Here is a 22,843-nt window from a genome sequence, read left to right as displayed (position 1 = left end):
AAGGAGAGAAGCATGAATCCGGCTGAAATAATCCACTTTACCACTCAAGCTTTGACGCTTGTTCTGTTCTTGTCGCTGCCACCGATTGTCGTTGCGGCGCTGGTTGGTACTTTGGTCTCGCTCATTCAGGCGTTAACTCAAGTACAGGAACAGACGTTGGGTTTTGTCGTTAAACTGATCGCCGTCATCATTACCTTGTTCGTCACCACACAGTGGCTAGGCGCAGAACTGCATGCCTTTGCAACATTAGCTTTGGATAAAATCCCGCAAATACGATGAGTTACGATGATTTGCACCAAGCGTTGTTCCTATACAGCTTAACGCTTCCTAGGTTAATGGCTTGCTTTATATTTCTGCCCATCTTAAACAAGCAAACTCTGGGCGGCACCATGGTGAGAAATGGTGTCTTGTGCTCCCTTGCGTTGTTTATTTTTCCGATGATTAACCAGCAGGATTTGCCCGCAGAAACGGATGGGATCTGGTTGATGATCATCTTGGGCAAAGAGGTACTGTTAGGTCTGCTGATTGGCTTTGTTGCGGCGATCCCTTTTTGGGCAATCGAGGCGGCAGGCTTTCTCGTGGATAACCAACGAGGCGCAGCAATGGCGAGTATGTTCAACCCTACCCTCGGCTCACAATCGACGCCAACCGCAGTACTGTTGACTCAAACTCTCATCACCTTGTTCTTCTCGGGCGGTGGCTTTGTCGCTTTTATTTACGCGCTATTTAACAGTTATGCTTCTTGGCCCGTCATCAGCTTTTTCCCGTCCGTAACGGAAGAGTGGGTACACTTTTTCTATGCCCAGTTCGAACAATTAATGTGGCTTGGGGTATTGATGTCTGCGCCTTTAGTATTGGCGATGTTCCTCGCCGAATTTGGTCTGGCATTGATCAGCCGTTTTGCACCGCAGCTAAACGTTTTCTTCTTGGCAATGCCAATCAAAAGTGCCATCGCCAGTGTGTTGTTGATTGTGTACCTGGCGTTGATGATGAATCACTTTCAAGCACTTTTCTCTGAAATTGTACTGTTCAGAGAGCAGCTCAATACCATTTGGTGATCGCATAAGAACACAGTGGAGAGAGGCGAATAGGTGACTGTTCACTAGCTTCCGCCTCTCCGATGATTAAAACGCTTTTAGATTGAACTAAATTTAACTACGAAAGATAAACAGGCCCAGTAATGAGCGGAGAAAAAACAGAACTCCCCACCCCGAAAAAACTCCGGGATGCCCGTCAAAAAGGGCAAGTTGCAAAAAGTCAGGAAATCGTTTCATCGGCGTTGATTCTGGCTTTGATCACCGTGCTATTTGCGTTTGCCGATTACTATATGTCGCATATCTCCGCCCTGCTTCTATTGCCAAGTGAACTGGCGTATCAGGGCTTTCAAGATGCTCTTCTCGATGTAGCAATCGCCATTGCCAAAGAAATGGTTTATCTGCTCGCGCCGATCATCTTAGTCGCCGCTCTCATTGCCATCATGGCGAACATGGGTCAGTTCGGCTTTCTGTTTAGTGGCGAATCTGTCAAACCAGATATCAAGAAGATCAACCCTGTTGAAGGGGCCAAGCGAATTTTCTCGTTAAAGAGCATTATTGAGTTTATTAAGTCGATCCTTAAAGTTTCGCTGCTTTCATGCATTATTTGGGTAACGTTAAAAGGTAACTTAAACACTTTACTGCAGATTCCTACCTGTGGATTAGAGTGTGTACCGACCATCACTGGCGTGCTAATCAAACAATTAATGATCATTTCGGCAGTTGGTTTTATTGTGATTGCTGCTGCCGACTTTGCTTACCAAAAGTTTGACCATACCAAACAATTGAAGATGACCAAGGATGAAGTGAAGCGCGAATACAAAGAGATGGAAGGCAGTCCAGAAATCAAAAGTAAGCGTCGTCAGTTGCACCAAGAGCTACAAGCCTCCAACCAAAGAGATAACGTTAAACGCTCGAATGTTTTGGTAACAAACCCAACGCACATTGCCATTGGTTTGTACTACAAGAAAGGCGAAACACCTCTGCCTGTGATTACCCTGAAAGAGACCGATGCGATGGCGAAACGCATGATTGCAATAGCCAAAGAAGAAGGGATTCCTGTCATGCAGAAAGTGCCACTCGCACGTGCGTTATATTCGGATGGCCAGCTAAACCAATACATACCTGGCGATCTTATTGAAGCCACCGCAGAGATCTTACGTTGGGTTGCGTCTTTGGAGCAATCTGAAGAGCAATAAGCAAGAAGCAAGTTTTGTCTTTACAACAGCAAGCCTTGGCCACGGTTGTTTTGACGTTTTTTCATTAGACGTTTTTTCATCAAAAACAAAAGGGAGCATCTGCTCCCTTTTGTGTTTTCTTGTTCGCTAGGATTTCACTGCGGACTTTGGTTTAAAGCCAAATCAGTTAAATCCAACCTTCTGCTAAGTACATCAAACGTAGTTGGCTTGGCGAACCTAGCTTTTCCAGCGCCGAAAGTTGCCCATCATCAAGGTTCGGGCTTTTATCCAAGTACACGCGTCCGTTCGCTGCATCAAGAGGCAGTTTGTAGGTCAAAGTCTTATTGATGTCCTGCGCCTTACCTTGATCAATGGCTCGGACGGCTGGCATCAACCAGTCCCAATCTTCATTGAGCAGTTTTTTAAACGCACCATTCGCCACCGATTCAGTTTGACTTGGAGCATCTTCCACACTCAGTTTAAGTATAGGGTCGACATCTGGTACTAAATGCTCACTAGCATCTGAGCCCAACATCTTCTTGAGCGTCAAACGCGCAGCTTCCATTTCTTGCGCTTCTTTTGGTGCTTGAGGCGATGTCATAGACTTGTCTTCCTTTGGACCTAAGTACGCCATTAAAGCGCGCACTGATGCTGCATCTTGCATGCTGAAAGTAAAGTCACCCTTGCTGTTAGACACTTCAATACGTGGTAACACGCCAGACATCGGCTCTTGACGAAGTTGATCTTGAACTTCGTTGTTCAAGCCGTAAGAGCCAGCTTGACCAGCAACAAAACCAGAGCCACTGATTAAGCCCGATGCTGCCACACTGCCTAGAGCTTCTTTTGCTACAGGAAGTACACCTGCGGTACCTACGGAGGTAACACCAAATGCTCCAAGACCACCTGTTGCCATACCTAACGTGGCACCAATCGCGCCTTCTGCCGACAGAGTGGCGTGCCCGTGTGCAAGTGCTTGCTGCATTGGCAGTGCCAACCTTTGGTCACGACCGGGTAACTGGGCAATTTGATCCAATTGGTGGTGGTATGCCTCTGCATCACCATTGACGGCGGCTTTATGCAATTCACGCCCAGTGGCAACCAACAAGCCAACACCCGGTAGCGCCAAGTTAATCGCTGCGTTGACACCAGTCCCTTTAATCTTCTCTTTCGCCATCTCAAGTAACTCAGCACCAAAGCCATCCATCTTTCCTGGGTATTGGTTTTCGATGCTGACTTGTAAACGTGGGTCTTTGCTGATCGAATCGAACGTGCCTTTTAGATTTTCATAAGCGCTTCCGTCAACCTTTACTTCTTCCAATAGGCTGACGACTTCAAGGATCTTACGCTCAGTCAAAGGCTCGCCGCGATAACCTGATGGGCTAACAAGAGAGAACGCCAATAATGCCGTTTCTGGTTTTTCTTCTTTTAACAGCGCCTGTTTTAAATCTAAGTGAGTCTTAATGTTTTCTTGGAAGTACTTTTGATATTTCGAGCGCAGCACGTTTTCACTCACCGCTGCGAATTTTTGCCCTTTATGGAAGGTCGAGGGCTCTTTGACTTCACCGCGCTTACTGATCACACGATCATCTTTTTGTGCCGCGACAGAACGGAATTGATCCAAGCTCGGAACGGGGCTTTGACTGATTTTGCTGGTTGGACTTACCATGGGAGAACTCCTTAAACTCGAAGCGTCTGAACGTGAGATTGTTCTTGATTGATAAATTGGGTTGGGTCTTGGTCTAGCATCGCAAATCGAGCCTGCCAGAGTTGCGTTTGCTCATTGAGGGCATGGAACCAAGTTGATAGGCTCGCTGCGTTTAAATGTTCAATTGGCTTTCGCCCCGCAAGAACCAACTGTCGACCATTGGGTGCAAGTGAAAGCGTTAAGCTCCCATCCGCAATACCGAAATAATTAGCATGGGCGAGAAGTTCGAGACCTTTCAGTCTCAGTTCACCGCTTTTTTCGAGCCCACCAAAAGCCACCGATAAAATAAGATCGTTTTGTTCTGTCGCACTAAAGTAAATAACGTAACGATCATCAACCAATAACTGGCAACGATTTTCTTCAGAAAAAGAAAGTGGTGGTAGCTCGTTTATTTCGCAAAACTCTTTCAATAGAACTTGTAATGTATTCATCGTTTATTCCTTCTGTTTCACTATTGCTAGTAAACAACGAATGGCATAATTACGATGTCGAAAATGGCTTTTATTTTGTTAGTTTCACGATACTGTCGTGATTTGCGCCACAAAAAATGAGAAATAAACAATGAGTAATTTTGAGTTTAATAAATGAAAAAAGAGCAGCGAAATGCTGCTCTTTTAAGAGATTAAATATTAACAACCGATTATGAAATCTTTAATTTAGCTTATGGCTATCAAAAATAACTTCAGACGGTGGGAACATATTAGAAACAGGTGGATGAGCAATATCACCAAACATTCTTGCACCAAAAGCTGATGCTGCCCAAGGGTCTACAATCTTCACATCTTTATTCCATGTACTTGGGTCTTTGATATCACTACCATCTTGTCGACCAACCAGAACATACAAGTGCGTTCTTGAATGCCACTACTTCAACCTTGGTGTTTTGATCCATTTCACCTTGCATTCCTTGAATCATTTCAGAGGCGGCGGCAAAGGCAAACGTCGTACAGCAACCGGCTTTAGCATCTTGAACAGATTTCGCGATGTTTTGCAGTGTGCCCATTTGAGGGCTATTGCCTCTTTGCGCTGCGACTTGAACCATGTTTGCCGACATGGTTGCTTTTTTATCTTGTTGAACTCTCGCTGGGTTGGCGTAGAACCCCTCTAATCTTGGTTTCGCTTTCGATTGATAGAACTCAGATCGCTTGTCACCGAACGTATTAAGGTCAGTACAGGCAAAATCACCCAGCTTTTGCAGTGCGCCTTGGTGCTTTCTGATCAGGGCATCTGCAGGGTCTGTTTTACCCGTACTGGATGGCTTTGAAGTGCTTGAAACACTCGGCCAGTTCTCTCGTGGTCCTGTCGATAGTCGCTCTAAATCTTTAAGGTTTCCAAGAGTCAGCTTATTCTCACCATTAAGTACGTTTTGCATCATGGCTTTTGCGACGTCTTTCGGCAGACCTTGCTTAACCAATAAACCCACTACAATCGCTTTCGCTTTGTTTTGGTGATTGATACGAGCGCTTACACTTGTGTTTTTCGGCGCACCTTCTTTAACAAAGATATCCTTGCCACCATGAGCTCGGACTTCTTTGTCATCTGATTGATTTTGCGTAGATAGGTGTGCAGTCAGCTCGCTGAGCGAGTGCATATGTGATGTATTGATATTTACCATGACCCTAACCTTTAAACAGAGATGAAAGAATGCAGCTTTTCGTGTTGTTCAGCCGACTGATGCTGAGTCGTTAGATATTGATTCCACAACTGGCAAAGCTCCATAAGCTGAGTAATCATGGTCGAAACTCGACTCACTTCTGACGTCATTGGCATGCTTACTTGCATGTGTACTTCTTGGTTTTCTGGGTTTATGCAGAACTGCACGCCACCTGATTCGCGGTATAAGAAGTTATATTCTAAAAGTGTCTGCAGTTTTTTAAGCTCAAATGCTTCTTCACCTTGGCAAACCTTGATTGAAAATAACAGTTCTTCTCTCTCATCCAAGCTTTGAACTTCAACTTCTTTGCCTGCAGACATATATACAGCCCACATTTGATTATCATATGCCGTCACTCGATCAATATCGAGCGTGTTACCAAGTTCAATTAGTAAGGTATTCACCTTATCCATACTCACCTACTATCCTGATATTTAATATTGATGTATTAATTTAACAACCAGATATAAAATCTCGAATTTAAAATACATCTATCACATCATTTTTGTTTTATTTTTTATTACTATGGTTAACTTTATTAAACTAACCATTACTGCAAAAACCAAATTAAGTATTCTTGAGCAAACGTTCCGCTCTTATGAGGCAATAGTAAAACCTTTAAAGATGAACAGATTGTCAGTTGATGGGAGTATTGTGCTCAATAACAGCGACAGAATATGCCAGATATGGTCGGCTTTTTTTCGTTTTAAGCCGTTTATATAAAGGTATATCCAAGAAACCTCAAGGCGCTAGGTTCAGCGAGAATGACTTGGGTATATGGTGAGAATCAAAGAATCTCACCATATACCCAGCTTTACTCTTTCAATCTCAAGCAAGTTACAGCTGCTGAGATACTTCAAGTTGAATGGATTTCGTTAATTAGATGAGGACTTAGCTAAACAAAGCCACCAGAATACATCGGTTTAAAGGCTTCTGTTGCCGCTTTATCCGCATTCGCCACACTGACGTTTGGTGCACTGGATTCTCGGCTCAAAACCACAACTTTGGTTTTCTCTTCCATGTTCGAGCTATTTTTCTTGATATGATCAATCAAGTCAGCAAGCTCCGCCTCTCCTTTTGGATCGCTTTTACCACTCAAACCCGCTTTTTCCATCTCTGGCGTCGTCACACGTATGGTCACATGAGGTTGGCGGCGACCCATCGCAACTTCTGCATCGTGGATTCGCTTTTTCATCATAGTATTGGCTGAAGACGGGTAACCTTTCTCGAGATGTAAGGTGTAGCTTTGCTCAACAGTAAAAGACGTCCCCGCAGGAACCAAGATTTCTCTCTCACCTTCAGCTTTGCTGATAGGTTCAATATTCATCCCGATGTCTGGCGTAGGGTTGATGACTAAAAGTGCACCTTTCGCCATGTAACTTTGTGCCACGTCTGGAGCACGCGTTGTACTCATGAATCCAGGAAACTGAAAACCGGTTCCTTTCTCTAACGCCGCATCGGCGACACTAGTGTGACAGCCATGCCAGACTTTACCGGAGTATCGCTCAAACATTGGAGAGTCTAGCGCAGCCTGCAACATATCCACGGTCTGACGATACTCTTTCTTCGCCTGCGCTCGCTCAGCAGAACTGGTGTATTGGTTACGTTTTAGGAACGATTGAAGACGAATCTCCATTTCACTCTCGTTCTTTGGCGGAGCAAAGTCGCCGTAGCCTGGGTTGATAATATTCGCGCCATTCCCTGTGTAGAATCGAGTCGTCGCCAGCAGCATCACGTTAATCAACGTCGCTTGGTTATTCGCATCATCACCAATGGCTTCTAATACCGCTTGTTGGCGTTCAGCTGGCGTAGCTTTGCTACTCACGACATCTTGCAAAAAGGCCAACGCATCTTGGTGATCAGGTTTGTTTTTTAGCACCAACTGAGCATCAAGCATGTTTGACTTATCTACCGTACGAAAAGTATCCCACACGTCATTACGGTCGCCGTAACGAAAAACATTACTCAGCGATCCTTCCTGTGAAGATTCCGCCAACAAAGATGCAGCATTGCTGAGAAGCTGTTGATATTGCTCAGGAGACTGACGCTCTAACCAATTGCCTAACGCTTCCGCTTTAACACCGTCAATGAATGGCTGTCCTGACGGTGTTCGCTCAGGCAATTCCGGCATGGTTCTCTGCTCGGTATTGTATAACTTCAAGTCGTTCATATTTTGCGCAGCGTAGAGAATTTTCTCAGAAGCCAGACCAAAGGTATCGTCCGCCTCTTGATGACTCTGAGCAGCCTGCGCCAGTGCATCAAGATATTCACTCCCAGCATATTGTGATGGGTAGCCTTTCCCTTGAGTCACAGAATGGTCGAACTCCTCAACACTCATTTTCACCGGTTCAATCGCAGGTAAATGAATTTCTTGCCCATTTAGCGTGATTGTCTTGGCTTCCATTCCGGGTAAGTCGATGTCTTGGCTCACTAGACCCTCGTAAGCACCAAGCCAATTGCCCGTCTCGCGCGCTTGCCACGCCATCATGCCATCACTGTCTACCGTCGCAGCGCCGTGGTCGTTGTGCTCCATCGCATAAGCATCCAGTGCTCCCATGATCTCTGTAAAACTGTGATCACGTGGCTGAATCATCCACCCCAATAGCAAGGCTCGAAATGCTTGCGCTTCAGAAGCGGGCATTTTGAGAAGGCGTGCCACTTCGTACATAAAAGAGGTGGTACTAGATGGTCCAGCAAACATAGGTAATTTCTTATCCATGTTCTGTTGGCGCCAGTTGACTGAAGTTGGCTCATCCTGACCAATCGTGGTTAAGGTTTTATCATTGATAACGAAACCACCATAGCCGGACTCATGCTCTGAACGCTCTTTTAAAGCAACGGCGTCGTTGTGATAAGCCGCAGGCTTCATGGTCTCCTGCATTCCTTGAAACTTGAATCCGGTCCCTTTATGAGGGTCGCCGTTTTGACGACTGCCGATAAAGTCATTGCCGGTTTTGTTGCCAAGCGCTTCACTTGTATTCCAATCGGCATACTTAAGCCATGCCCAACCGTGGGGCTGGGTTGTGGTCGGAGTCGAGATCTCGGGCTTTGCCCCTGCACCGTGTGAGTGAAAAATGTTCAGCCTTTGATTCGCTTCTTTAGCATTCAGCAATGGCTGATTCACGGCATCGCCCATCATCTTAAGTCGCGAAGGATCACGAAATACCCTCAAATGACTATAAGCTAATGTAGTTAGTACCCGAGCATTGGCTTTAGGGTCATTGAGTACGCTGTTGAGCTGCTCTGCCCACTTAGCGTCGTCGTCACTCCAGCCGTCCAGAAAACCGATACCTGCGTCTTCATTTGTCTTTGCTACTGGCACTGAAGGATCTTTCGCTTGAGCGATCGCTACATTTTCTAGGATTCGACGCAAAAACGATTGAGACATGTACTCAACTGCAGGGTTCTGCAGCAGGTCATTGCCCAAATGGTTAAACTCAAATGCTTGGTTGGCTTCTGCAATCTTCTCCACCGACTGAGCAACTATCTGGTTTTTCACCGCGTTAGAGGTTGTTGGAAACTGCGCATTCACCTTATCTCGGACCAAATTTTCAATGCTGCCTTCATACTGAGCAGCACGCATGATGGCATGGTTAAACTCCTCCACAGCCTGACGCAATGGCGGCATTGAAACAGGTTGCGTGTTCAGCGGCGGCTGATTACCAACTAGGGAAACGGAGACCGATGGGGTCTGACTTAAAGAGGTATTAACCGCTCTTGGTGTCTGTTGCGAGGACAGTAAAGCCGCGGTGCTTGTCGCTCCGTCTGTGCGAATCGTCGTTTGCATCGATCACCCCGCAGTGGATTCAGTGATCGCATCAAACAAGGCACTGCGTAAACTGAGCGCATTTTGCCAAAAGACATTGAGGTCACTATTCACCACGGAGTCATCCGGCAGTGCAAAATTGAGTACAACAGTAGCGTTGTCTGCCGCTAACGAGAACGACGCAATGCCGACGACATCAGGGTGAGAATTAAGCGCCAGTAGTTTGGAGGGTGATATGCCCCCTTCTGGCTGTTTGGCTGGTGACAAAGGGAACATGACCACCATGCGATTTTCATAATTAAAAATCGTGGCGTAATGCATACCGTCTTCGCCAACCAAGTTGCATTGACCATTCAAAAGCTGCCATTGCCCGCCAGATAAGTCGGATAGCCAGTTGTTTATGATTTCTTCTTTGTTCATTGCGAGGACCCCTTTTCGTATTGAATAATCAAAACGATAAGCGTAAGGGCATTCGCCATATATCACTTTTGGTCAGAAGTTTTTAGGGCGGCTTTTATCAGTTAGCGCTCGCCGCTTTCATTTGCATGCTAGTGAGAGAAAATTGATGCTGAATCTAGAAATAGCCAGCCACTGAAAACAAAAAAGCCCAGCATCGCTGAGCTTTCAAGTTTCAAAGATAGGCGTTATGAGAGTACCTGTTGGCGCTCGCTGAACTGCTTGGTAATCGCTTGTTTGAGCGCTTGCAACTGTCCGTCGATACTGGCATCAATGATGCCGACTTCCGTTTCCAAGATACATCCGCCATTTTTGAGTCGCGCATCGGCGATCACTTCAACATAACCGACTTCAGGGAAGTCACTGAGTATTGAAGAAACCTTTTCTCGAACCTCAGTCACTTGCTCTGGATGCACATGCAAGATCACTTGTTTTTGGTTGCTAACCAGTTGAAGCGCTTCTCTTACGACACTTGCAGTTGTATCCACATCATCAAAGCTGCTGATGATCTTTCTGACTGCATCCAGTACTACACCTGTCATTTTCTGTTCGACCTGCAAGTAGTATTCATTACATCTTGCTAGCGTCGCCATCATGGTTTCCGCGTTCTCGATCTTCGCTTGATCGATACCATCTTGATAACCACGTTGTCTTTCTAACTCATAGGCTTCGTCGGCTTTAGCAACAATGCTCTCGGCTTTGGAATGTGCTGCTTCAACCAAATGTTGCGAATCTAAGTAACTCACATAATCTTTTGCTTTGAGAATTTTTAGACCCGGAGCCAACTGTAAGTTGTCGGTTTTTATTTCAACAAATGAAACCATTGAGGAATTACCTGTTTTGCGATTTTCTTTATAAGTCGATAAGCAAGATCTCGATGCGTTTCATCCAACCAATCTGCATTGAGTGTGGTTTGAGTGAGTGAACGTTCGAGTTTGAACTGCCATCTTTGCACGAGCTCAGAGGGCGATTTTGCCAATAGGAATCTTATCCATAGATAGCCGAGCTCACGGGCAGTCTTTTCAAAGCTGGCTTCATCTAAAGTCGGCGGCAACGATTTTTGCCAACCGCTTGGCCAGTTTGAAATCATCATTGGTCCTTGCTGAATAAGAAAGCGGGTTTCATCGACACCAAAAACATGATTGAGACACTGTTTAGGCTGTTTCAATACGACTTGGCGCATCGATTCGCAATACATTGCTCCGCCAATCATCAACAACAATCTGTTGGTCGCTTCGGCTGGCAACAGTGCCAAACTGTTAAATGGATGATTAAAGACATGGTCAGTAATCGACGATAGCTGCCACTCTTCAATACACCACTGATTGATCGTCGCTTGCTCCCTCCAGCCTTGGAGTCGTAACAACCAAGGCTGTTTTTCGCTTACCCAGCTCTCATCAATATAGCTGCAAGGACAATAGTTAAACTGATGCTGAATCTGAGAAACCGGCGTATCAGAATTAACCACGTTTTGCATTCCTGCGGCACCATGCAAACGTCGCCGCGTTAGAACCAATGACGAGTAGCACTAAGAATACGAGGATTGCAATCAAATGGCTTGCCGTGTCTTTGGTTACTTGAATCGACAAAATACTTTCAAATTGGTTGCCCTGAGCCGTCACTCGAACTTCTGAAGATGGCACCATAACCACGCTAATACGATCATAATTCAGCCCTTCGATACTGTTGTTCACCAACAGCTTGATTTGAGGGACGTATGAATCCAGAGCGACATCCGCTGCGTGTTTGATAAACACAGATGCCGATGCTGGCGTCGGACGCTCACCTGGACGAAGGTTTTGATCTTCAAGTACAACGTGAACGCGAGCCACTAGCACACCATCAATTTGTGACAAGGTTGAAGACAGCTCTTGCGATTTCGCGTAGATAAGTCTCGCTCTTTCAGCAAGCGGAGACGAGATCAGGTCGTCTTTCGGGAACACTTCTTTCAGGGTTGAAAATTGCTCTCTCGGATAACCTTTACGTTTCAGTGCATCAACCGCAAACGCAATCTGGGCGTTATCGACCATCAATTTAACGGTGTTGTCTTTATCTGGCTCTTTCGTTGCCACTACGCCCTCAGAAAGCAGAATAGACAGCATTTCATTGCCTTCTTTCTGGCTTACTCCAGTGTATAGCTCCGTCTGACAACCGACTAAAAATAAAACGAGTAACATGCACGCGGCACGCATTGTCTTCATCATGACTATTGGGCCTTCAACAGTGTTTCTACGTTCTGTGTCGTTTTACCTACCGTCTTAGCAATCAGCTCTTCTTGAAAGGTAATTCGAGTCAACGCCCACTGCATCTGCAAAAGTTGAGCGGGATCGTCACCGACCATTTTCATGCTGTCGGTTAAACTGGTTTTTGCATTGTCGATGGTATTTTTCAGTTCGCTGATGTTTTCTAACAAGCCACCTTCTAAACCGTGGTTTCCCTCCGGCGCTAGCATCGCTTGCTCGAAACGCTCACTAAGCCCCTCTTCAGCTTGTGCGTCTTGCACTTGCTCGAGGTTGGTTTGCATTACTTCTGTGTACTGCGTATTGATCATATCCGTTCCTATGAGAGGTCTAGTTTGTGGCTGTAAGTCAACATGTTCTTGACCATGGCATTCTTTTGTATAACAAAGCTCAGCTCTTTTCGGACCATGTCCAACACTGGGGCTTGATCGGGGATGTCTTTCAACTCTGCCCAACTGTGCCAAAGCGCTTGTTCTTTTTGCGCGCCAAGCGGGAAATGCTCAGAAAGCAACGCTTTCAACTCTTGGCGGTCTTTAGGGGGTTCCGCTAATAAGCGCCCCGAAAAACTGCCCAACAACTCTTGCTCTAATGATGCCAACAATTCTGGTGACGCTTTATCGGTGCCCTTTGCACTTCTCTCCTGACTAAAGGCGTACCATAACGCTTCTTTCTTCTCGCTAGGCGAGGAAAACGCACCTTCAAGCGTACTGTTGAGCGTGGTAGCACTGAAATTTCCAGTACGTTTTAGCGTCTCGTACCATTCCTTTATCGCCGTTGTTTTGGCTTCGGCTTGTGTGACGCTGTCCGTGCTCTTTTGCGTCGACGATGTGCTCTTATCTGATGAGCTATTACTCATTAACCGGCTCATCTTGTTCGCATCATGTGCATCAACTCTAGAAGGTTGCTGCACATGACCGAGCGTGTAGTTGAATGCGTTGTTTTCAACCTTCATTAAAGGTTCCTGATGTCCTTAGAGAAACTCATGGCAAAGGCTTGGTTTTCTTCACTGCCTTTTGATGCCATATCTAGCCAAGACTCCGCTTTGCTTGATAGCCCAGCTTTTCCTGCTGCTAACGCTGCCAGACTGATTAAGTCTGGGTACGTCATACAAAGCGGTTCAAGTAGACGATGAGCGTCTTCGTACAAGCCACGATTCATCAAACTCATTGAACGAATCATAGCGACGACTTCTTCTGCACCACCTTGTGACTCAAGGCATTCCGCGATGGTATTTGCCTCTTCATGACGATGCAGACCGGTTGCCATCAACGCTGTTTCAGCCAGCAGCAAACGCATGTCTTTATCCATAACTTACACCTTCTGCAGAATCGACTGCATCACGTCTTTGATTGCACGAGTTGTGGTCGCGTTGATGTTGTAAACCACAGACCATTTGTTGATTGTGTGCTGCAGCTCTGCAAGCTTCGACGGATCGTCTGCGTTCGTTTCTAGGTTTTTGATTGCCGTGTTTACGTCTTCGTTCGCTTTTTGAGCTTGTGCTTCTAGTTTCGCCTTAACGTCGTCGAGATAAACACTTTTACTCGAATCATAAAATGACATAGGTATCGCCTCTTTTTATTTATTGTCTTTGAAAGTTTCAATTACAGTTAAGGCTGCTTGATACGCCTCATGCTGTTTGAGTAGCAATTGATATTCTTGTGGTGAACAACCAAGATCGAGCTGACGCTTTACTGCTGACTGCGCTTGCTTGAACTTGAGGATGATCGCCTCTTTTTCTTGCTGTCCTGAATCGCCTTGTAATAACTGCTCAAGATTTGTCATTGGTATTTTCACCTTCGTACCCTAGATCAATAGTGATCACTCGCCCGCCTTTTACGAGTTCAATCCCTGCAGGAGTAACGCTAGAAATGCGATATCCTTGAGGAGTGCGGGCACCTACCATGTAACGAATATTGTCTGTGAGGATGACGTAAGGGACTCGACCAAAGTTCACGCTACGAAACGGAAAATCGATGTTGGTTCCTTTGCTTACCTTAGGAATGGACTTCAAAACCAAATAAGGTTTCTCGCCATACTGCTCACGGAAATCTCTCGTTACGCCATAAAATCGAGTGGTCTCAATGTCATCAAGCTCACCACGAACTTCGATGCGGTCACCGCTAGTCACAAGCTGAACTTTTTTCAAGAGCTCCGCTTTTTCTAACAGTTCTTTAAGCGTATCCATGTACGCACCCGCTCTTTGTAGCTCGACCTTCCAAGCAACAAGTCCAGGGACATCGCGTTCTAATATCTGCTCAACTTGGCTCCAACGACTTGCGTCATCGATATAGCCCGTAAGCAGCAGCGTGCCTGTCTCATCACCATTTTCGACTTTGACTTGGTGATAACCGAGGTTGCGCAAGATAAAGCGCACACCACGGCGTATCTCTTCCATCGTTCTCAGGTCACTTTTGTAGTTGATACCTAAGGCATCAATCCGACCCAGTAGTTGGAGTTTCTGTGTTCTGTCTTCGACGTAACCTTCAAGTACCGCCTGTCGAGCACTTGCGTTCCATTCAACACGAACATCGTCAAGTTTGAGCTCGCTAAGAATGTTGCGCACCAAGACAATCGGTTCTGCTGCGGTAATGGCGTCTTTGTCACTGGCACGAATTTGACTGTACCAAACGCCTGCAAATATCACGCTTGGAATCAAGCTACACATCAATCCAATGAGCAGTGTTCTCTTCCAACCTGACGATGGTTTATGGCTGACGGGGGCAGCTTGCTTGTCTGATGCATCGCTTGCCACATCGATAACCAAATCGTCTTCTAGATAACCGACTGCAAAGGTTAAACGACCCACAGAGACCAGCGCGTTTCGCGCCAGCTCAATGCCACCAGCATCCACGGTGACACTCTCATTGTTGATGGAGACCTCTTCACAATCGCGCAGTAAAACTGTTTCGCCATCGCAAACCAAAACAAGGTGACTTGCTTTGATGCCAGAGTCGGTTAACACCAAATCTGCAGTAAAATCATCACTACCTAATACCAATGAATCATTGGGTAAGGTGACTTCCACTCCGGAATGGACACCGGAGAGGATACGAATTTTCCATTGCTGCATTGAGGCTACTGCTCCTCTAATGGTCGAACGCAATGATTCTCTGAGCCATTACACTCTTTAATTTGTACTCGCCATCCTTTTTGTCCCGTAGGAAGCTCGCATTCTGCTAGCAACGATGACTTTCCTTGTGACAACAAATCTTGCTGGTAACGCTCGGCTTGCACTTGAGTAGTACAGCTGTACAAGGCAAGCGCTGATTTAAGGTCTGCACTGTTGTTTGAAATGTTGTTTAACGTGCCAATCTTTGGTCTTAAATCATATTCATTGCCGATGAGAACGTTGTCGCCAATACCATCCACAACGATTCTTGGCTCGATAATGAACATACGTACCGTTCTTCTTGTGGTGTTTTCCGTACTTCTAAACAAAGCACCAAGGTATGGAATGTCTCCTAGCAAAGGGACTTTTCGCAGCTTGTTGCTGATTTCGTCACGGTATACACCACCGATGAGCAGGCTTTGTCCCTGTTTCACTGTCGCCAGTGTGCTGATTTCTGTCTTGCGAATTGAAGGCACACCGTCGATGTCACCATCAGAGATTTGCGCACCATCTTCTAAGTGCAGACTCAGGTTGATTTCTGGTCTTTCCACAAATCGATCGCCGACGATACGAGGCACGATTTTCAATAACGTACCGTACGTCACTTGCTCTAATGCTGCCGTCTCTTTACCGATCAACTTGACGTAAAAGGTGCTGCTGTTATTGAGTACGGCTTCCACGTTTTCTTGTGTTAGCAAGGTTGGTCTTGAAACTACCTGCGCGCTGCCTCTAGATTCAAGCAAACGGATTTGAGCCAATAGGTAATTCAAGTTCGTTGCGTCAAGCAAAGACTTAAAGGTTTGTCCGCTGCCAAGCTCGACATCGCCATCACCGACGTCACCCGTTGTTTTGAGATCCAGAATGCTGTTGTTACCAACCGCAACACCAGCTCGCCAGTCAACACCAAGCTGACTCAAATCGTTCGCGCTGATATCAACAATTGAAAGCGCCACTTCGATTCTTGACTGCGGCTGATCCAACTGAGCAATCAACTTGCGATACAGCGGCAATCGAGCTTGCGTATCGCGCACAATGATCGCATTTAACCCTGGTTCAGCTTCTACCGATGCGCCGCTATGGACAGAAGCTTTTTTAGTCACTGTTGCAGACTTACTCGCTCCTGCTTCGTCGCTCTCATTCGCCACCTTAACTTGAGTTTGAACACCGGATAGAACTCGGCTCAATACCGAAGCAATACCTGGCACCGTCACCCCTTGGTCACGATAAGTGATCTCTCTATCCGTCGCAGAGGCGTACTTCAACGGAATAATGTCAACAAACAATTCATCCGTAGAGTTGGATTTTTGTACCAGTCGGCTTTCCAGCGCTTCTGCCGTTTGCACAACCAGATCGACGTACCTCGGAGGACCAGCCAAGTAAACCAGACCTTTATTTTCTGCTGCGCGCCAACCGTAACGAGAATCCCAGATCCCGGTTGAAATCAGCGTGCTACGCAGTTCACGAGCCGTTAGCAGTTCTAGCTGTAGCAATCGCGAACGAGTTTCCGTCGCTTTGTATACATGAAGTACCGCGCCATCGAAGTACCACATCAAGTTGTAAACTTGCGCCAGATAGTCGAGAAACTCGGCTGGGTCTTCTGGTGTAAATCGACCACTGACACGGTCATTTACTTTGTCGCTCACCGATACAGAAACGCGGTAGTTTGCGCCAAAGTTGTTCAGTAATTCTTTTAGCGAATCATTGTCCGCGTAGTAACGAAACGGTTGATCAGACCAATTAAGCTCAGAAGCATGAGAAGGAAGTGCCATCATCAAGCTTGAAGCACACACCGCTGATAACACGAGTCTGCGCATTTGTGTCTTTAAAACTGCAAGCATTATGGAATCCAAACACTGTGGCTAACGGTATGATTAACACGCTGGTGCTCGAGCAAATCGCTGAACTGCTCCACCAAATTCACGTGTTGAGAAAGTTGCGTACAAAGCGCTTCTGTCGTTGCGCTTTCCATATTCATTTTGCCTTGCACAATCAACTGCGCTTTGTCGTTCACCGTTAACGTGCAACGCGTATCTCGCAACGTTTTCAAAGAGAGCTGCATACAGTGCTTTAGCGCCTGTTCTTTTTGATAATCAAGGTGCTGTTCAAACTGAAATGGGAGAACGGTTTCCCACAAGACCCATGATGATTGCTGCCGAATGTTAAGCAGCATCTGGTCGACTTCGATGTCATAGGAACCATTATTTGAGGCAATAAAATCCCCAACCCCTAGCGTTGCCGCTAGAGATTTCATCATTTGATCTAACATATTTAGCCCTATTTAAATCTGGCTGAGATGGTTACAAGCTTGACCGCACTGGTTGCTCTGAATGTCAAAGTAGTAATGATCTACGCTGCCAACGGTTTGCATGTCTTGAAACCATTGCCAAATTTTCGCGACGGCATTTAGGTCGCTGTATACAAGATCACACGCATCCCAAACATCGTTTAGCTCAGGCGCTTGTACTCGCGCTTCGCTACACCATATTTTCCATTCAGAGATAAACTTATCCGACGTTCTGCTGTACTCAGATAAGCCCTTGAGTTTTTCTAGAGTTGGTTTCCACTCTTCAACCAATGCTCGATGAGATTCAACCACTTGGTTTTGCTGCTCATTGAGAACACTTAGCTGCTCATGCAATTCACTCTGCTGGCTCTTAATCAGTTCCAGTTGTTGCTCTGCAAAAATCGCACTGCTCTCTTCTCCAGACAATCTCAACCAATACTCTTTCTGAATACTCAGTTGATTGATTAACTGTTCAAGCTTGATGGAATCATGCAACACCGTCTGATCCGTCTGCTGATTAACCCACTCATTTAGAGTCAAGTACATCGAAAGGATCAGCGTTTTAGGTGACGCTAGATTGAAGCGGTAACCTAATCGGTGATTAATGTAATCCAGTCTTTGTTCAAAAGTGCTCAACGCACGATTGTCACTGAGTTGCCCACCCACCTCTAAAAAGAGGCGCATAGCAAATCGATCTAGAGACGTACCAAGCTTTTGATATGTCTTAATCAGCTGACTAGCACATAAACAATCGACGACATTGCGATCAAGCAAGCGCTGGAGTAAAGACAATTGGTCGTAACTCAGAACGCCTTCACTGAGTAGCTGTCGGTGATTGACATTAACAACATTGGGCTCTTGCGATGATTGGGATAAACCTTCGTATCGTGCGCCTCGCTGTAATACAGTGACCTTCCTTTGCGTCACAATGTTGTTAGGAAAAAGCGAACGGCGTCGCCAATGCTGCTTTTTCATTTGTGTTCTTCTCCGCATCTACTTCGAACAATCCAGAAGGAAGTAGAGGTAATAGTTTTGTTCGTTGTTACGCTGAGCATAATAGAGTTTACGTCAGTTAATGCCTTTCAAAATTAGTCAGAAAATTTTAGTCGTCAGACATTTCACTTAGCAATTGCTACTTGTTCATCTCCAGAACGAACCTTACTTGGTGTCGTTCCGAAGCGGCGGCGATAACTTTGTGTAAAGTAAGATTGGCTTGAGAACCCCGCTTCCATCGCAACGTCGACGATGCTCATTTTGCTTGTGAGCAATAGCTTGTGAGCATGCAATAAACGACGTTCACTGATCCACGCTCTAGGAGAAATACCATAATATTCATTAAAGAGCTCTTTAAACGTAGTCAAACTCGCACCAAATTCTTGGGCGTAGTCGGTCAGTTTCCACTCTTTAAGGTAATGAAGCTCCATAAAGCGACGCAGTCGATCTGAGGTTCGGTTTGTCAGTTGTGATAACAACGCGTAGAGGTGTTCACCTTGGTCCCCATGCAACAATAAGATGAGCATTTCCTCATACTTTAAGCGCATAATAGCATCAGGAAAAGACTGTTCTTCTAGCGTCTTCATCCCTGATAGTGTCTGTTCTATCAATAAGTTGAGAGTAAAAGGGAATAATCCAGACTGAACATTCTCAACCTTTGGCAACGACATCAAAAGATCACTATGCTTTTGCAATAGTTGACTCACCAGTTCGTTGTCAAACTCGATAACAGAAGCCGTATATTGACCATCTATCGGTGTGTATTCTAGTAAGTAATCCCCTTGAGATAGATAAATTCCACAACCAGCAACAACGTCTAGCGTGCAATCCCCTGTTTGGACTCTCAGTTGACCATTGTGAACGACAACAATGTGAGATTGACTAGAATGAAATACTTCATCGTGTTTTTCATAGCAGCAAGCACTATGGATTTTTCGCAAGCGCGAGTCGACCCTTTCTGTGTTTAGTTGGCCTAACACATCCATTTTCTACCCTTCATAATTTTAATTTCTCTAATCCCCATCAGAGAAACTGTCAAAGTCCCGCAGTGCGAAGACAAACGCAGGACAATTTCAATTAAAGAAGCAAAGAAAAGAGCATAGAAGCGCATAACACTCCCATACCCCCCGAATAATAACGAATAGCTCAAGCGCTACCTTTGGTAGCAAAATAATCTTGGCAAAGAAACCTTCCCGATATTGTTATGTATTGTTTTCGGGAATTAATAAGCTTTTGCTAAAGTTCAACTTATAACTAGTGATACTAAAACAGCAAAAACTCTTTTTATATTAGAATAAATGAAAGTACTAATGTTAAAGTCCACTTCATTTATATTGATATTTCTAACAACTTTGAGCTGTTTATTTTTAAACCATTCTACCTAGCCAACGTATCCAAGGCGGTGGATATAACCATAAAAATTATGATGGGCGCAACCGATATTCATATAAAGACAAACTGACCCGATGACCTAAGTTGATTGATTAATAGAGACCTAGGTCTGGAGATATTACTTTCAATTGTCTTAATTTTTTTAAATAATAAAGACAAATGAAAACGATTACTTTTTTAGTAATTCTTATAAGCTTCTAGCTTTAAGTCCTTATGTACACTGCCTTGCGTAAAAATATACTGCTCTTCTTTTTTTGCGATAATTTCACCTTGAGAACGCAATATAGCGCGCACTTTCATTTCGCCATTTCCGGCTTGTATTGGAGCAATAACAACCGAGTACTGAACAGGTAACTGAACCCCTTGATAGTCTTGCTGTACAACTGTAAAGCATTGATTATCTGAAACCTGACATACTTCGACGTTTACAGAAGTACTCACTGGAGCGACGTAATCATCAAACGTTATCCAACCAAATAGCGTTCCTTGAATATGATTAGAAAACCCATCTGATACCGTATTTGTGGTAGCACAAGCGCTGAGAAGCAATGCACTTAGTATCGGAATATACGTATTACATTTCATTATGGATTCTATTTGACTGAATATGTTTTAAATAAAAATGAGCAGGCGCAATTTTGGTACACAAATATATAAAAGATCAACTATTATTTTATACACCATTCGGACAATATAGATTCTCAAAAGTAAGACTCATTATTATTTGATAAGGAATTTTTATTGCCTTTATTTTATAGTTGATACTGCTTCCAAATAAATGCTCAAACTTTCTGCAAAGGTAAGTGGTACAACACTTGAGACATAAGCAACATAGTTGATAAGTTTTTATTATCCGCATAGAAAAAACGCTTATATAAAAAATTCCAACCAATATTGATAAACATCAGTTTTAACTTTCCATAATTTCGATGATAAAATTCTAAAAAGGACTGCTTCTATGTCAGCGCGCCAAATCGTAGATGAGGTTTTGCTTAAGTTTGCTCATCAAATAGGTTTGCCTGAATTACATTTGACTGAAGACGAACTGGGTTTAGCTTTTGACGATAACTTAAGAGTGCATTTCATTTTCCACCCAGATACAGAAACGCTTCAACTAGAAGCAGAGATTGTCGACCTACAAATTGTTAATTCTGATCTTTATCGTTCTTTTTTGGCATTCAACTATCATTGGTCTGAGCATCAACTGTTTTTTAGCCTAGATAATCACAGGCACAAGCTTTGTTTAAACAGGTTGCTTCAGACCGAGCAGCTCGACTATGAGTTGTTTGAGAGTGCACTTGCTGAACTGCTCACACAGAGCGAATCTTGGGAGTCATTGTTGTCTGCCCATATCGCAATGGAAGTTTCACCATCTATGCTTCAGAGCTCGGACTTAAGAGTTTAGGTACCCTATGTCCAATGACATCCAACCAACACCAAAGAACTTGTCTATCGACCGGTTAGAACATACCGAGCAAACAGCCTCTGTAAAGCAAGGCTCGTTTCTAGGTCGAACCGTTGTGCAGATAAGCCCTAAAGAGCGAGAGGTGAACCGAGCTAACTCCAAGCTAGAGTTAAGTGAGTCTCTGTCGATGCTTGCAAACGTCGATATTTGCAACTCAATCTTAAGCTTCGAGAAAGATTCCAATGCGGTACAAGCTTTGTTGAATAGAAAGGTTCAAGTGCTCAGTCAACCTCAATAAGGTCGACTTTAAACAAGCACTCGCTTCGCCAAAAACGAAAAGCCCCGAACTCTTGGGGCTTTTGTTGTTTCTAAACTGCAGATACAAAAAAAGACGTCCTAGGACGTCTTTCTTCAAGAATGTGGCGGTGAGTGAGAGATTCGAACTCTCGATACGTTGCCGTATACACACTTTCCAGGCGTGCTCCTTCAGCCACTCGGACAACTCACCGAATCAAATTGTGGTTAGCATCATTGGCTAACGAGGCGCTAATTTAATGATTATGTTCCTGATGGTCAAGGCTAAACACGAAAAAAAGCGCCCTTTTGCGTTTGTTTGCTCACTATCTAGCTAAATTGCGCAAAACTGGGGCAATTAGGCTTCTTGATAGTAACCTGGCACTCGGAACCAACGGCGACACTGATCTAAGAAGTAACCGTAAAGGACACCCATGCCACATGACACAACTGCATTACTTGCTACTGCCGTGATGATTTGGTCAGTTGACGCGCCTACTGCCAGCAAAATGCCCGCATAGACTGGAGATTGGAACAATACGTACGCCACCAAGTCAGACACGTTCTTCATAAACGAAGAGGGTGATAGTTTGTTACCTTGGCGTAATACCCAATCACGGAACATACCGTAAGGCCATGCAATCGCGATGTTTACTGGGATAGACAATGTGCGTGATGCTAAAGACTGCTCAAACGTCATACCCGAAATCAAGATCTCGATAATCATCCCTGTAATAAAACAAAAAACCACCATAGCAAAAGTATCCGCTGCGGCATTGCGAATACAAAATGGTCCACGAGACTTCATTTACAACCTCTAAAATCAAATACTAATAAAAACGACATCTATAAAATCATTTACTGCATTTAAAACCACATAGCAGTTAATGGCACTATTAAATCACATTATTTTCAGTTTATGATTCCGTTTTAAAATATGAGTTGTAAATTAATAACTAACTTTCAAAGCAAAAGTAGCAGCTTTCACCAAAATCAGTAAAAAGCCCCATAAAACACTTCAAAATGGAGTTTTAAAACGTAATTTATTTACTTTTAAGCCAGTTAGCTCGCGAAAAAACACAGAAAACTAGAGAAATATCTGGCAAATGAATTTCAAAAAGATCGTCTTATGCTATTGGATCAAGCAAATTCAGAGTAAACACGAAGTTTATAGAATGGGAAGTGAAGATGGAGGTTATACCCAAGTAACATCGAGATGCTAGGTTCAGCAAGGATGACTTGGTTTGTAGGCGCAGCGGCGATTTAAAGATCTAGTTACTCTAAATCAAGAAATGACAACGCTCTGAGTCCTGCATCTTGAAATCACTTGGGT

General features: G+C 44.6%; 25 protein-coding genes, 1 tRNA gene and 1 pseudogene. 5 read left to right on the top strand and 22 right to left on the bottom strand.

Annotation, left to right across the window (positions count from 1 at the left end):
* Window positions 1–12: 12 nt before the first annotated feature.
* The 3 genes from vscS (at window position 13) to sctU (ending at window position 2,233) form a co-directional block, all read left to right on the top strand.
* Window positions 13–279, top strand: a complete 267-nt coding sequence (gene vscS, locus VHA02S_RS01930) for a SctS family type III secretion system export apparatus subunit VscS (RefSeq protein ID WP_005441784.1) — start codon at window positions 13–15, stop codon at window positions 277–279.
* The gene (gene sctT, locus VHA02S_RS01925) at window positions 276–1,058 is read left to right on the top strand and encodes a type III secretion system export apparatus subunit SctT (RefSeq protein ID WP_005441782.1); all 783 of its coding nucleotides are present in this window, start codon (window positions 276–278) and stop codon (window positions 1,056–1,058) included. The genes vscS and sctT overlap by 4 nt, the downstream gene beginning before the upstream one ends.
* A 122-nt stretch (window positions 1,059–1,180) precedes the next feature.
* Window positions 1,181–2,233 (top strand): type III secretion system export apparatus subunit SctU, encoded by a 1,053-nt coding sequence (sctU, locus tag VHA02S_RS01920; protein ID WP_005450246.1) that lies wholly within the window; start codon window positions 1,181–1,183, stop codon window positions 2,231–2,233.
* 166 nt (window positions 2,234–2,399) lie between these two features.
* Here sctU and VHA02S_RS01915 read toward each other — a convergent pair whose 3' ends face one another.
* The 20 genes and pseudogenes from VHA02S_RS01915 to VHA02S_RS01820 all read right to left on the bottom strand — a co-directional run bounded on the left by VHA02S_RS01915 (window position 2,400) and on the right by VHA02S_RS01820 (window position 20,396).
* Window positions 2,400–3,878, bottom strand: a complete 1,479-nt coding sequence (locus VHA02S_RS01915) for a single stranded DNA-binding domain-containing protein (RefSeq protein ID WP_005450248.1) — start codon at window positions 3,876–3,878, stop codon at window positions 2,400–2,402.
* An 11-nt stretch (window positions 3,879–3,889) separates the two neighbouring features.
* Window positions 3,890–4,348, bottom strand: coding sequence for a CesT family type III secretion system chaperone (locus tag VHA02S_RS01910; RefSeq protein WP_017188265.1), 459 nt, complete (start codon window positions 4,346–4,348; stop codon window positions 3,890–3,892).
* Between the two features lie 220 nt (window positions 4,349–4,568).
* Window positions 4,569–5,532, bottom strand: a pseudogene (locus tag VHA02S_RS01905) (hypothetical protein).
* An 11-nt stretch (window positions 5,533–5,543) separates the two neighbouring features.
* Window positions 5,544–5,984: a type III secretion system chaperone gene (locus tag VHA02S_RS01900; RefSeq protein WP_005450259.1), complete on the bottom strand. Its 441-nt coding sequence runs from the start codon at window positions 5,982–5,984 to the stop codon at window positions 5,544–5,546.
* Between the two features lie 482 nt (window positions 5,985–6,466).
* Entirely contained in the window at window positions 6,467–9,358 is a 2,892-nt protein-coding gene (locus tag VHA02S_RS01895) for an ADP-ribosyltransferase (protein ID WP_038898144.1), read from the bottom strand.
* Window positions 9,359–9,361: 3 nt separating this feature from the next.
* Window positions 9,362–9,757, bottom strand: a complete 396-nt coding sequence (locus VHA02S_RS01890) for a hypothetical protein (RefSeq protein WP_029789050.1) — start codon at window positions 9,755–9,757, stop codon at window positions 9,362–9,364.
* 224 nt (window positions 9,758–9,981) lie between these two features.
* The gene (locus VHA02S_RS01885; protein ID WP_017819085.1) at window positions 9,982–10,617 is read right to left on the bottom strand and encodes an HrpE/YscL family type III secretion apparatus protein; all 636 of its coding nucleotides are present in this window, start codon (window positions 10,615–10,617) and stop codon (window positions 9,982–9,984) included.
* Window positions 10,596–11,261 (bottom strand): SctK family type III secretion system sorting platform protein VscK, encoded by a 666-nt coding sequence (gene vscK / locus VHA02S_RS01880; protein ID WP_009698262.1) that lies wholly within the window; start codon window positions 11,259–11,261, stop codon window positions 10,596–10,598. Before vscK ends, VHA02S_RS01885 begins: the two co-directional genes overlap by 22 nt.
* On the bottom strand, window positions 11,254–11,997 hold the full coding sequence (sctJ, locus tag VHA02S_RS01875) for a type III secretion system inner membrane ring lipoprotein SctJ (protein ID WP_005441767.1): 744 nt from the start codon (window positions 11,995–11,997) through the stop codon (window positions 11,254–11,256). The genes vscK and sctJ overlap by 8 nt, the downstream gene beginning before the upstream one ends.
* A gap of 2 nt (window positions 11,998–11,999) precedes the next feature.
* Entirely contained in the window at window positions 12,000–12,344 is a 345-nt protein-coding gene (sctI, locus tag VHA02S_RS01870; RefSeq protein ID WP_005450269.1) for a type III secretion system inner rod subunit SctI, read from the bottom strand.
* Between the two features lie 8 nt (window positions 12,345–12,352).
* Window positions 12,353–12,985 carry a YopR family T3SS polymerization control protein gene (locus VHA02S_RS01865; RefSeq protein WP_038898145.1) on the bottom strand — a complete coding sequence of 211 codons (633 nt, stop codon included), beginning with the start codon at window positions 12,983–12,985 and terminating at the stop codon, window positions 12,353–12,355.
* Entirely contained in the window at window positions 12,985–13,341 is a 357-nt protein-coding gene (locus VHA02S_RS01860; RefSeq protein ID WP_005441753.1) for a YscG family type III secretion system chaperone, read from the bottom strand. The genes VHA02S_RS01865 and VHA02S_RS01860 overlap by 1 nt, the downstream gene beginning before the upstream one ends.
* Before the next feature lie 3 nt (window positions 13,342–13,344).
* Complete coding sequence (gene sctF, locus VHA02S_RS01855) at window positions 13,345–13,593, bottom strand: type III secretion system needle filament subunit SctF (RefSeq protein ID WP_009698265.1); 249 nt, start codon at window positions 13,591–13,593, stop codon at window positions 13,345–13,347.
* A 15-nt stretch (window positions 13,594–13,608) separates the two neighbouring features.
* Entirely contained in the window at window positions 13,609–13,815 is a 207-nt protein-coding gene (locus tag VHA02S_RS01850; RefSeq protein WP_005450274.1) for an EscE/YscE/SsaE family type III secretion system needle protein co-chaperone, read from the bottom strand.
* Window positions 13,802–15,103, bottom strand: a complete 1,302-nt coding sequence (sctD, locus tag VHA02S_RS01845; protein WP_038898146.1) for a type III secretion system inner membrane ring subunit SctD — start codon at window positions 15,101–15,103, stop codon at window positions 13,802–13,804. The genes VHA02S_RS01850 and sctD overlap by 14 nt, the downstream gene beginning before the upstream one ends.
* A 5-nt stretch (window positions 15,104–15,108) precedes the next feature.
* Window positions 15,109–16,914 carry a type III secretion system outer membrane ring subunit SctC gene (gene sctC, locus VHA02S_RS01840; RefSeq protein WP_223295722.1) on the bottom strand — a complete coding sequence of 602 codons (1,806 nt, stop codon included), beginning with the start codon at window positions 16,912–16,914 and terminating at the stop codon, window positions 15,109–15,111.
* Between the two features lie 65 nt (window positions 16,915–16,979).
* Window positions 16,980–17,408, bottom strand: a complete 429-nt coding sequence (locus tag VHA02S_RS01835; RefSeq protein ID WP_005450277.1) for a YscB family type III secretion system chaperone — start codon at window positions 17,406–17,408, stop codon at window positions 16,980–16,982.
* Window positions 17,409–17,420: 12 nt separating this feature from the next.
* Complete coding sequence (locus VHA02S_RS01830) at window positions 17,421–18,401, bottom strand: T3SS regulon anti-activator ExsD domain-containing protein (RefSeq protein ID WP_005450278.1); 981 nt, start codon at window positions 18,399–18,401, stop codon at window positions 17,421–17,423.
* A 143-nt stretch (window positions 18,402–18,544) separates the two neighbouring features.
* Complete coding sequence (locus tag VHA02S_RS01825) at window positions 18,545–19,405, bottom strand: helix-turn-helix transcriptional regulator (protein WP_005450279.1); 861 nt, start codon at window positions 19,403–19,405, stop codon at window positions 18,545–18,547.
* Window positions 19,406–19,988: 583 nt separating this feature from the next.
* Complete coding sequence (locus tag VHA02S_RS01820; protein WP_005450280.1) at window positions 19,989–20,396, bottom strand: YscW family type III secretion system pilotin; 408 nt, start codon at window positions 20,394–20,396, stop codon at window positions 19,989–19,991.
* Between the two features lie 373 nt (window positions 20,397–20,769).
* Between VHA02S_RS01820 and VHA02S_RS01815 the strand changes: the two genes are divergently transcribed.
* Both VHA02S_RS01815 and exsE2 read left to right on the top strand, forming a co-directional pair.
* Window positions 20,770–21,216 carry a type III secretion system chaperone gene (locus VHA02S_RS01815; protein ID WP_005450282.1) on the top strand — a complete coding sequence of 149 codons (447 nt, stop codon included), beginning with the start codon at window positions 20,770–20,772 and terminating at the stop codon, window positions 21,214–21,216.
* Between the two features lie 7 nt (window positions 21,217–21,223).
* Window positions 21,224–21,514: a T3SS regulon translocated regulator ExsE2 gene (exsE2, locus tag VHA02S_RS01810; protein WP_005450284.1), complete on the top strand. Its 291-nt coding sequence runs from the start codon at window positions 21,224–21,226 to the stop codon at window positions 21,512–21,514.
* Between the two features lie 122 nt (window positions 21,515–21,636).
* On the opposite strand, the gene VHA02S_RS01805 is transcribed toward exsE2, so the two are convergent.
* Together VHA02S_RS01805 and VHA02S_RS01800 are read right to left on the bottom strand one after the other, a co-directional pair.
* Window positions 21,637–21,724, bottom strand: a tRNA-Ser gene (locus VHA02S_RS01805).
* Between the two features lie 144 nt (window positions 21,725–21,868).
* The gene (locus VHA02S_RS01800; protein WP_005441741.1) at window positions 21,869–22,318 is read right to left on the bottom strand and encodes an L-alanine exporter AlaE; all 450 of its coding nucleotides are present in this window, start codon (window positions 22,316–22,318) and stop codon (window positions 21,869–21,871) included.
* Between the last annotated feature and the right edge of the window lie 525 nt (window positions 22,319–22,843).

This window comes from Vibrio harveyi NBRC 15634 = ATCC 14126 = KCTC 12724, assembly GCF_001591145.1.
Classification (GTDB): Bacteria; Pseudomonadota; Gammaproteobacteria; order Enterobacterales; family Vibrionaceae; genus Vibrio; species Vibrio harveyi.
The sequence above is the reverse complement of the archived record's forward strand: the minus strand, read 5'-3'. Positions and strand labels throughout refer to the sequence as shown.

What these genes read in the sequence shown, in the direction of transcription:
- VHA02S_RS01850 (WP_005450274.1), bottom strand. Translation starts at nt 13,815, where the DNA reads ATGACAAATCTTGAGCAGTTATTACAAGGCGATTCAGGACAGCAAGAA.
- VHA02S_RS01835 (WP_005450277.1), bottom strand. Translation starts at nt 17,408, where the DNA reads ATGTTAGATCAAATGATGAAATCTCTAGCGGCAACGCTAGGGGTTGGG.
- sctT (WP_005441782.1), top strand. Translation starts at nt 276, where the DNA reads ATGAGTTACGATGATTTGCACCAAGCGTTGTTCCTATACAGCTTAACG.
- sctU (WP_005450246.1), top strand. Translation starts at nt 1,181, where the DNA reads ATGAGCGGAGAAAAAACAGAACTCCCCACCCCGAAAAAACTCCGGGAT.
- sctC (WP_223295722.1), bottom strand. Translation starts at nt 16,914, where the DNA reads ATGATGGCACTTCCTTCTCATGCTTCTGAGCTTAATTGGTCTGATCAA.
- VHA02S_RS01825 (WP_005450279.1), bottom strand. Translation starts at nt 19,405, where the DNA reads ATGGATGTGTTAGGCCAACTAAACACAGAAAGGGTCGACTCGCGCTTG.
- VHA02S_RS01860 (WP_005441753.1), bottom strand. Translation starts at nt 13,341, where the DNA reads ATGGATAAAGACATGCGTTTGCTGCTGGCTGAAACAGCGTTGATGGCA.
- VHA02S_RS01910 (WP_017188265.1), bottom strand. Translation starts at nt 4,348, where the DNA reads ATGAATACATTACAAGTTCTATTGAAAGAGTTTTGCGAAATAAACGAG.
- sctJ (WP_005441767.1), bottom strand. Translation starts at nt 11,997, where the DNA reads ATGATGAAGACAATGCGTGCCGCGTGCATGTTACTCGTTTTATTTTTA.
- sctI (WP_005450269.1), bottom strand. Translation starts at nt 12,344, where the DNA reads ATGATCAATACGCAGTACACAGAAGTAATGCAAACCAACCTCGAGCAA.
- exsE2 (WP_005450284.1), top strand. Translation starts at nt 21,224, where the DNA reads ATGTCCAATGACATCCAACCAACACCAAAGAACTTGTCTATCGACCGG.
- VHA02S_RS01890 (WP_029789050.1), bottom strand. Translation starts at nt 9,757, where the DNA reads ATGAACAAAGAAGAAATCATAAACAACTGGCTATCCGACTTATCTGGC.
- VHA02S_RS01915 (WP_005450248.1), bottom strand. Translation starts at nt 3,878, where the DNA reads ATGGTAAGTCCAACCAGCAAAATCAGTCAAAGCCCCGTTCCGAGCTTG.
- VHA02S_RS01800 (WP_005441741.1), bottom strand. Translation starts at nt 22,318, where the DNA reads ATGAAGTCTCGTGGACCATTTTGTATTCGCAATGCCGCAGCGGATACT.
- VHA02S_RS01815 (WP_005450282.1), top strand. Translation starts at nt 20,770, where the DNA reads ATGTCAGCGCGCCAAATCGTAGATGAGGTTTTGCTTAAGTTTGCTCAT.
- sctF (WP_009698265.1), bottom strand. Translation starts at nt 13,593, where the DNA reads ATGTCATTTTATGATTCGAGTAAAAGTGTTTATCTCGACGACGTTAAG.
- VHA02S_RS01865 (WP_038898145.1), bottom strand. Translation starts at nt 12,985, where the DNA reads ATGAAGGTTGAAAACAACGCATTCAACTACACGCTCGGTCATGTGCAG.
- VHA02S_RS01820 (WP_005450280.1), bottom strand. Translation starts at nt 20,396, where the DNA reads ATGAAATGTAATACGTATATTCCGATACTAAGTGCATTGCTTCTCAGC.
- VHA02S_RS01895 (WP_038898144.1), bottom strand. Translation starts at nt 9,358, where the DNA reads ATGCAAACGACGATTCGCACAGACGGAGCGACAAGCACCGCGGCTTTA.
- sctD (WP_038898146.1), bottom strand. Translation starts at nt 15,103, where the DNA reads ATGCAGCAATGGAAAATTCGTATCCTCTCCGGTGTCCATTCCGGAGTG.
- VHA02S_RS01900 (WP_005450259.1), bottom strand. Translation starts at nt 5,984, where the DNA reads ATGGATAAGGTGAATACCTTACTAATTGAACTTGGTAACACGCTCGAT.
- VHA02S_RS01885 (WP_017819085.1), bottom strand. Translation starts at nt 10,617, where the DNA reads ATGGTTTCATTTGTTGAAATAAAAACCGACAACTTACAGTTGGCTCCG.
- VHA02S_RS01830 (WP_005450278.1), bottom strand. Translation starts at nt 18,401, where the DNA reads ATGAAAAAGCAGCATTGGCGACGCCGTTCGCTTTTTCCTAACAACATT.
- vscS (WP_005441784.1), top strand. Translation starts at nt 13, where the DNA reads ATGAATCCGGCTGAAATAATCCACTTTACCACTCAAGCTTTGACGCTT.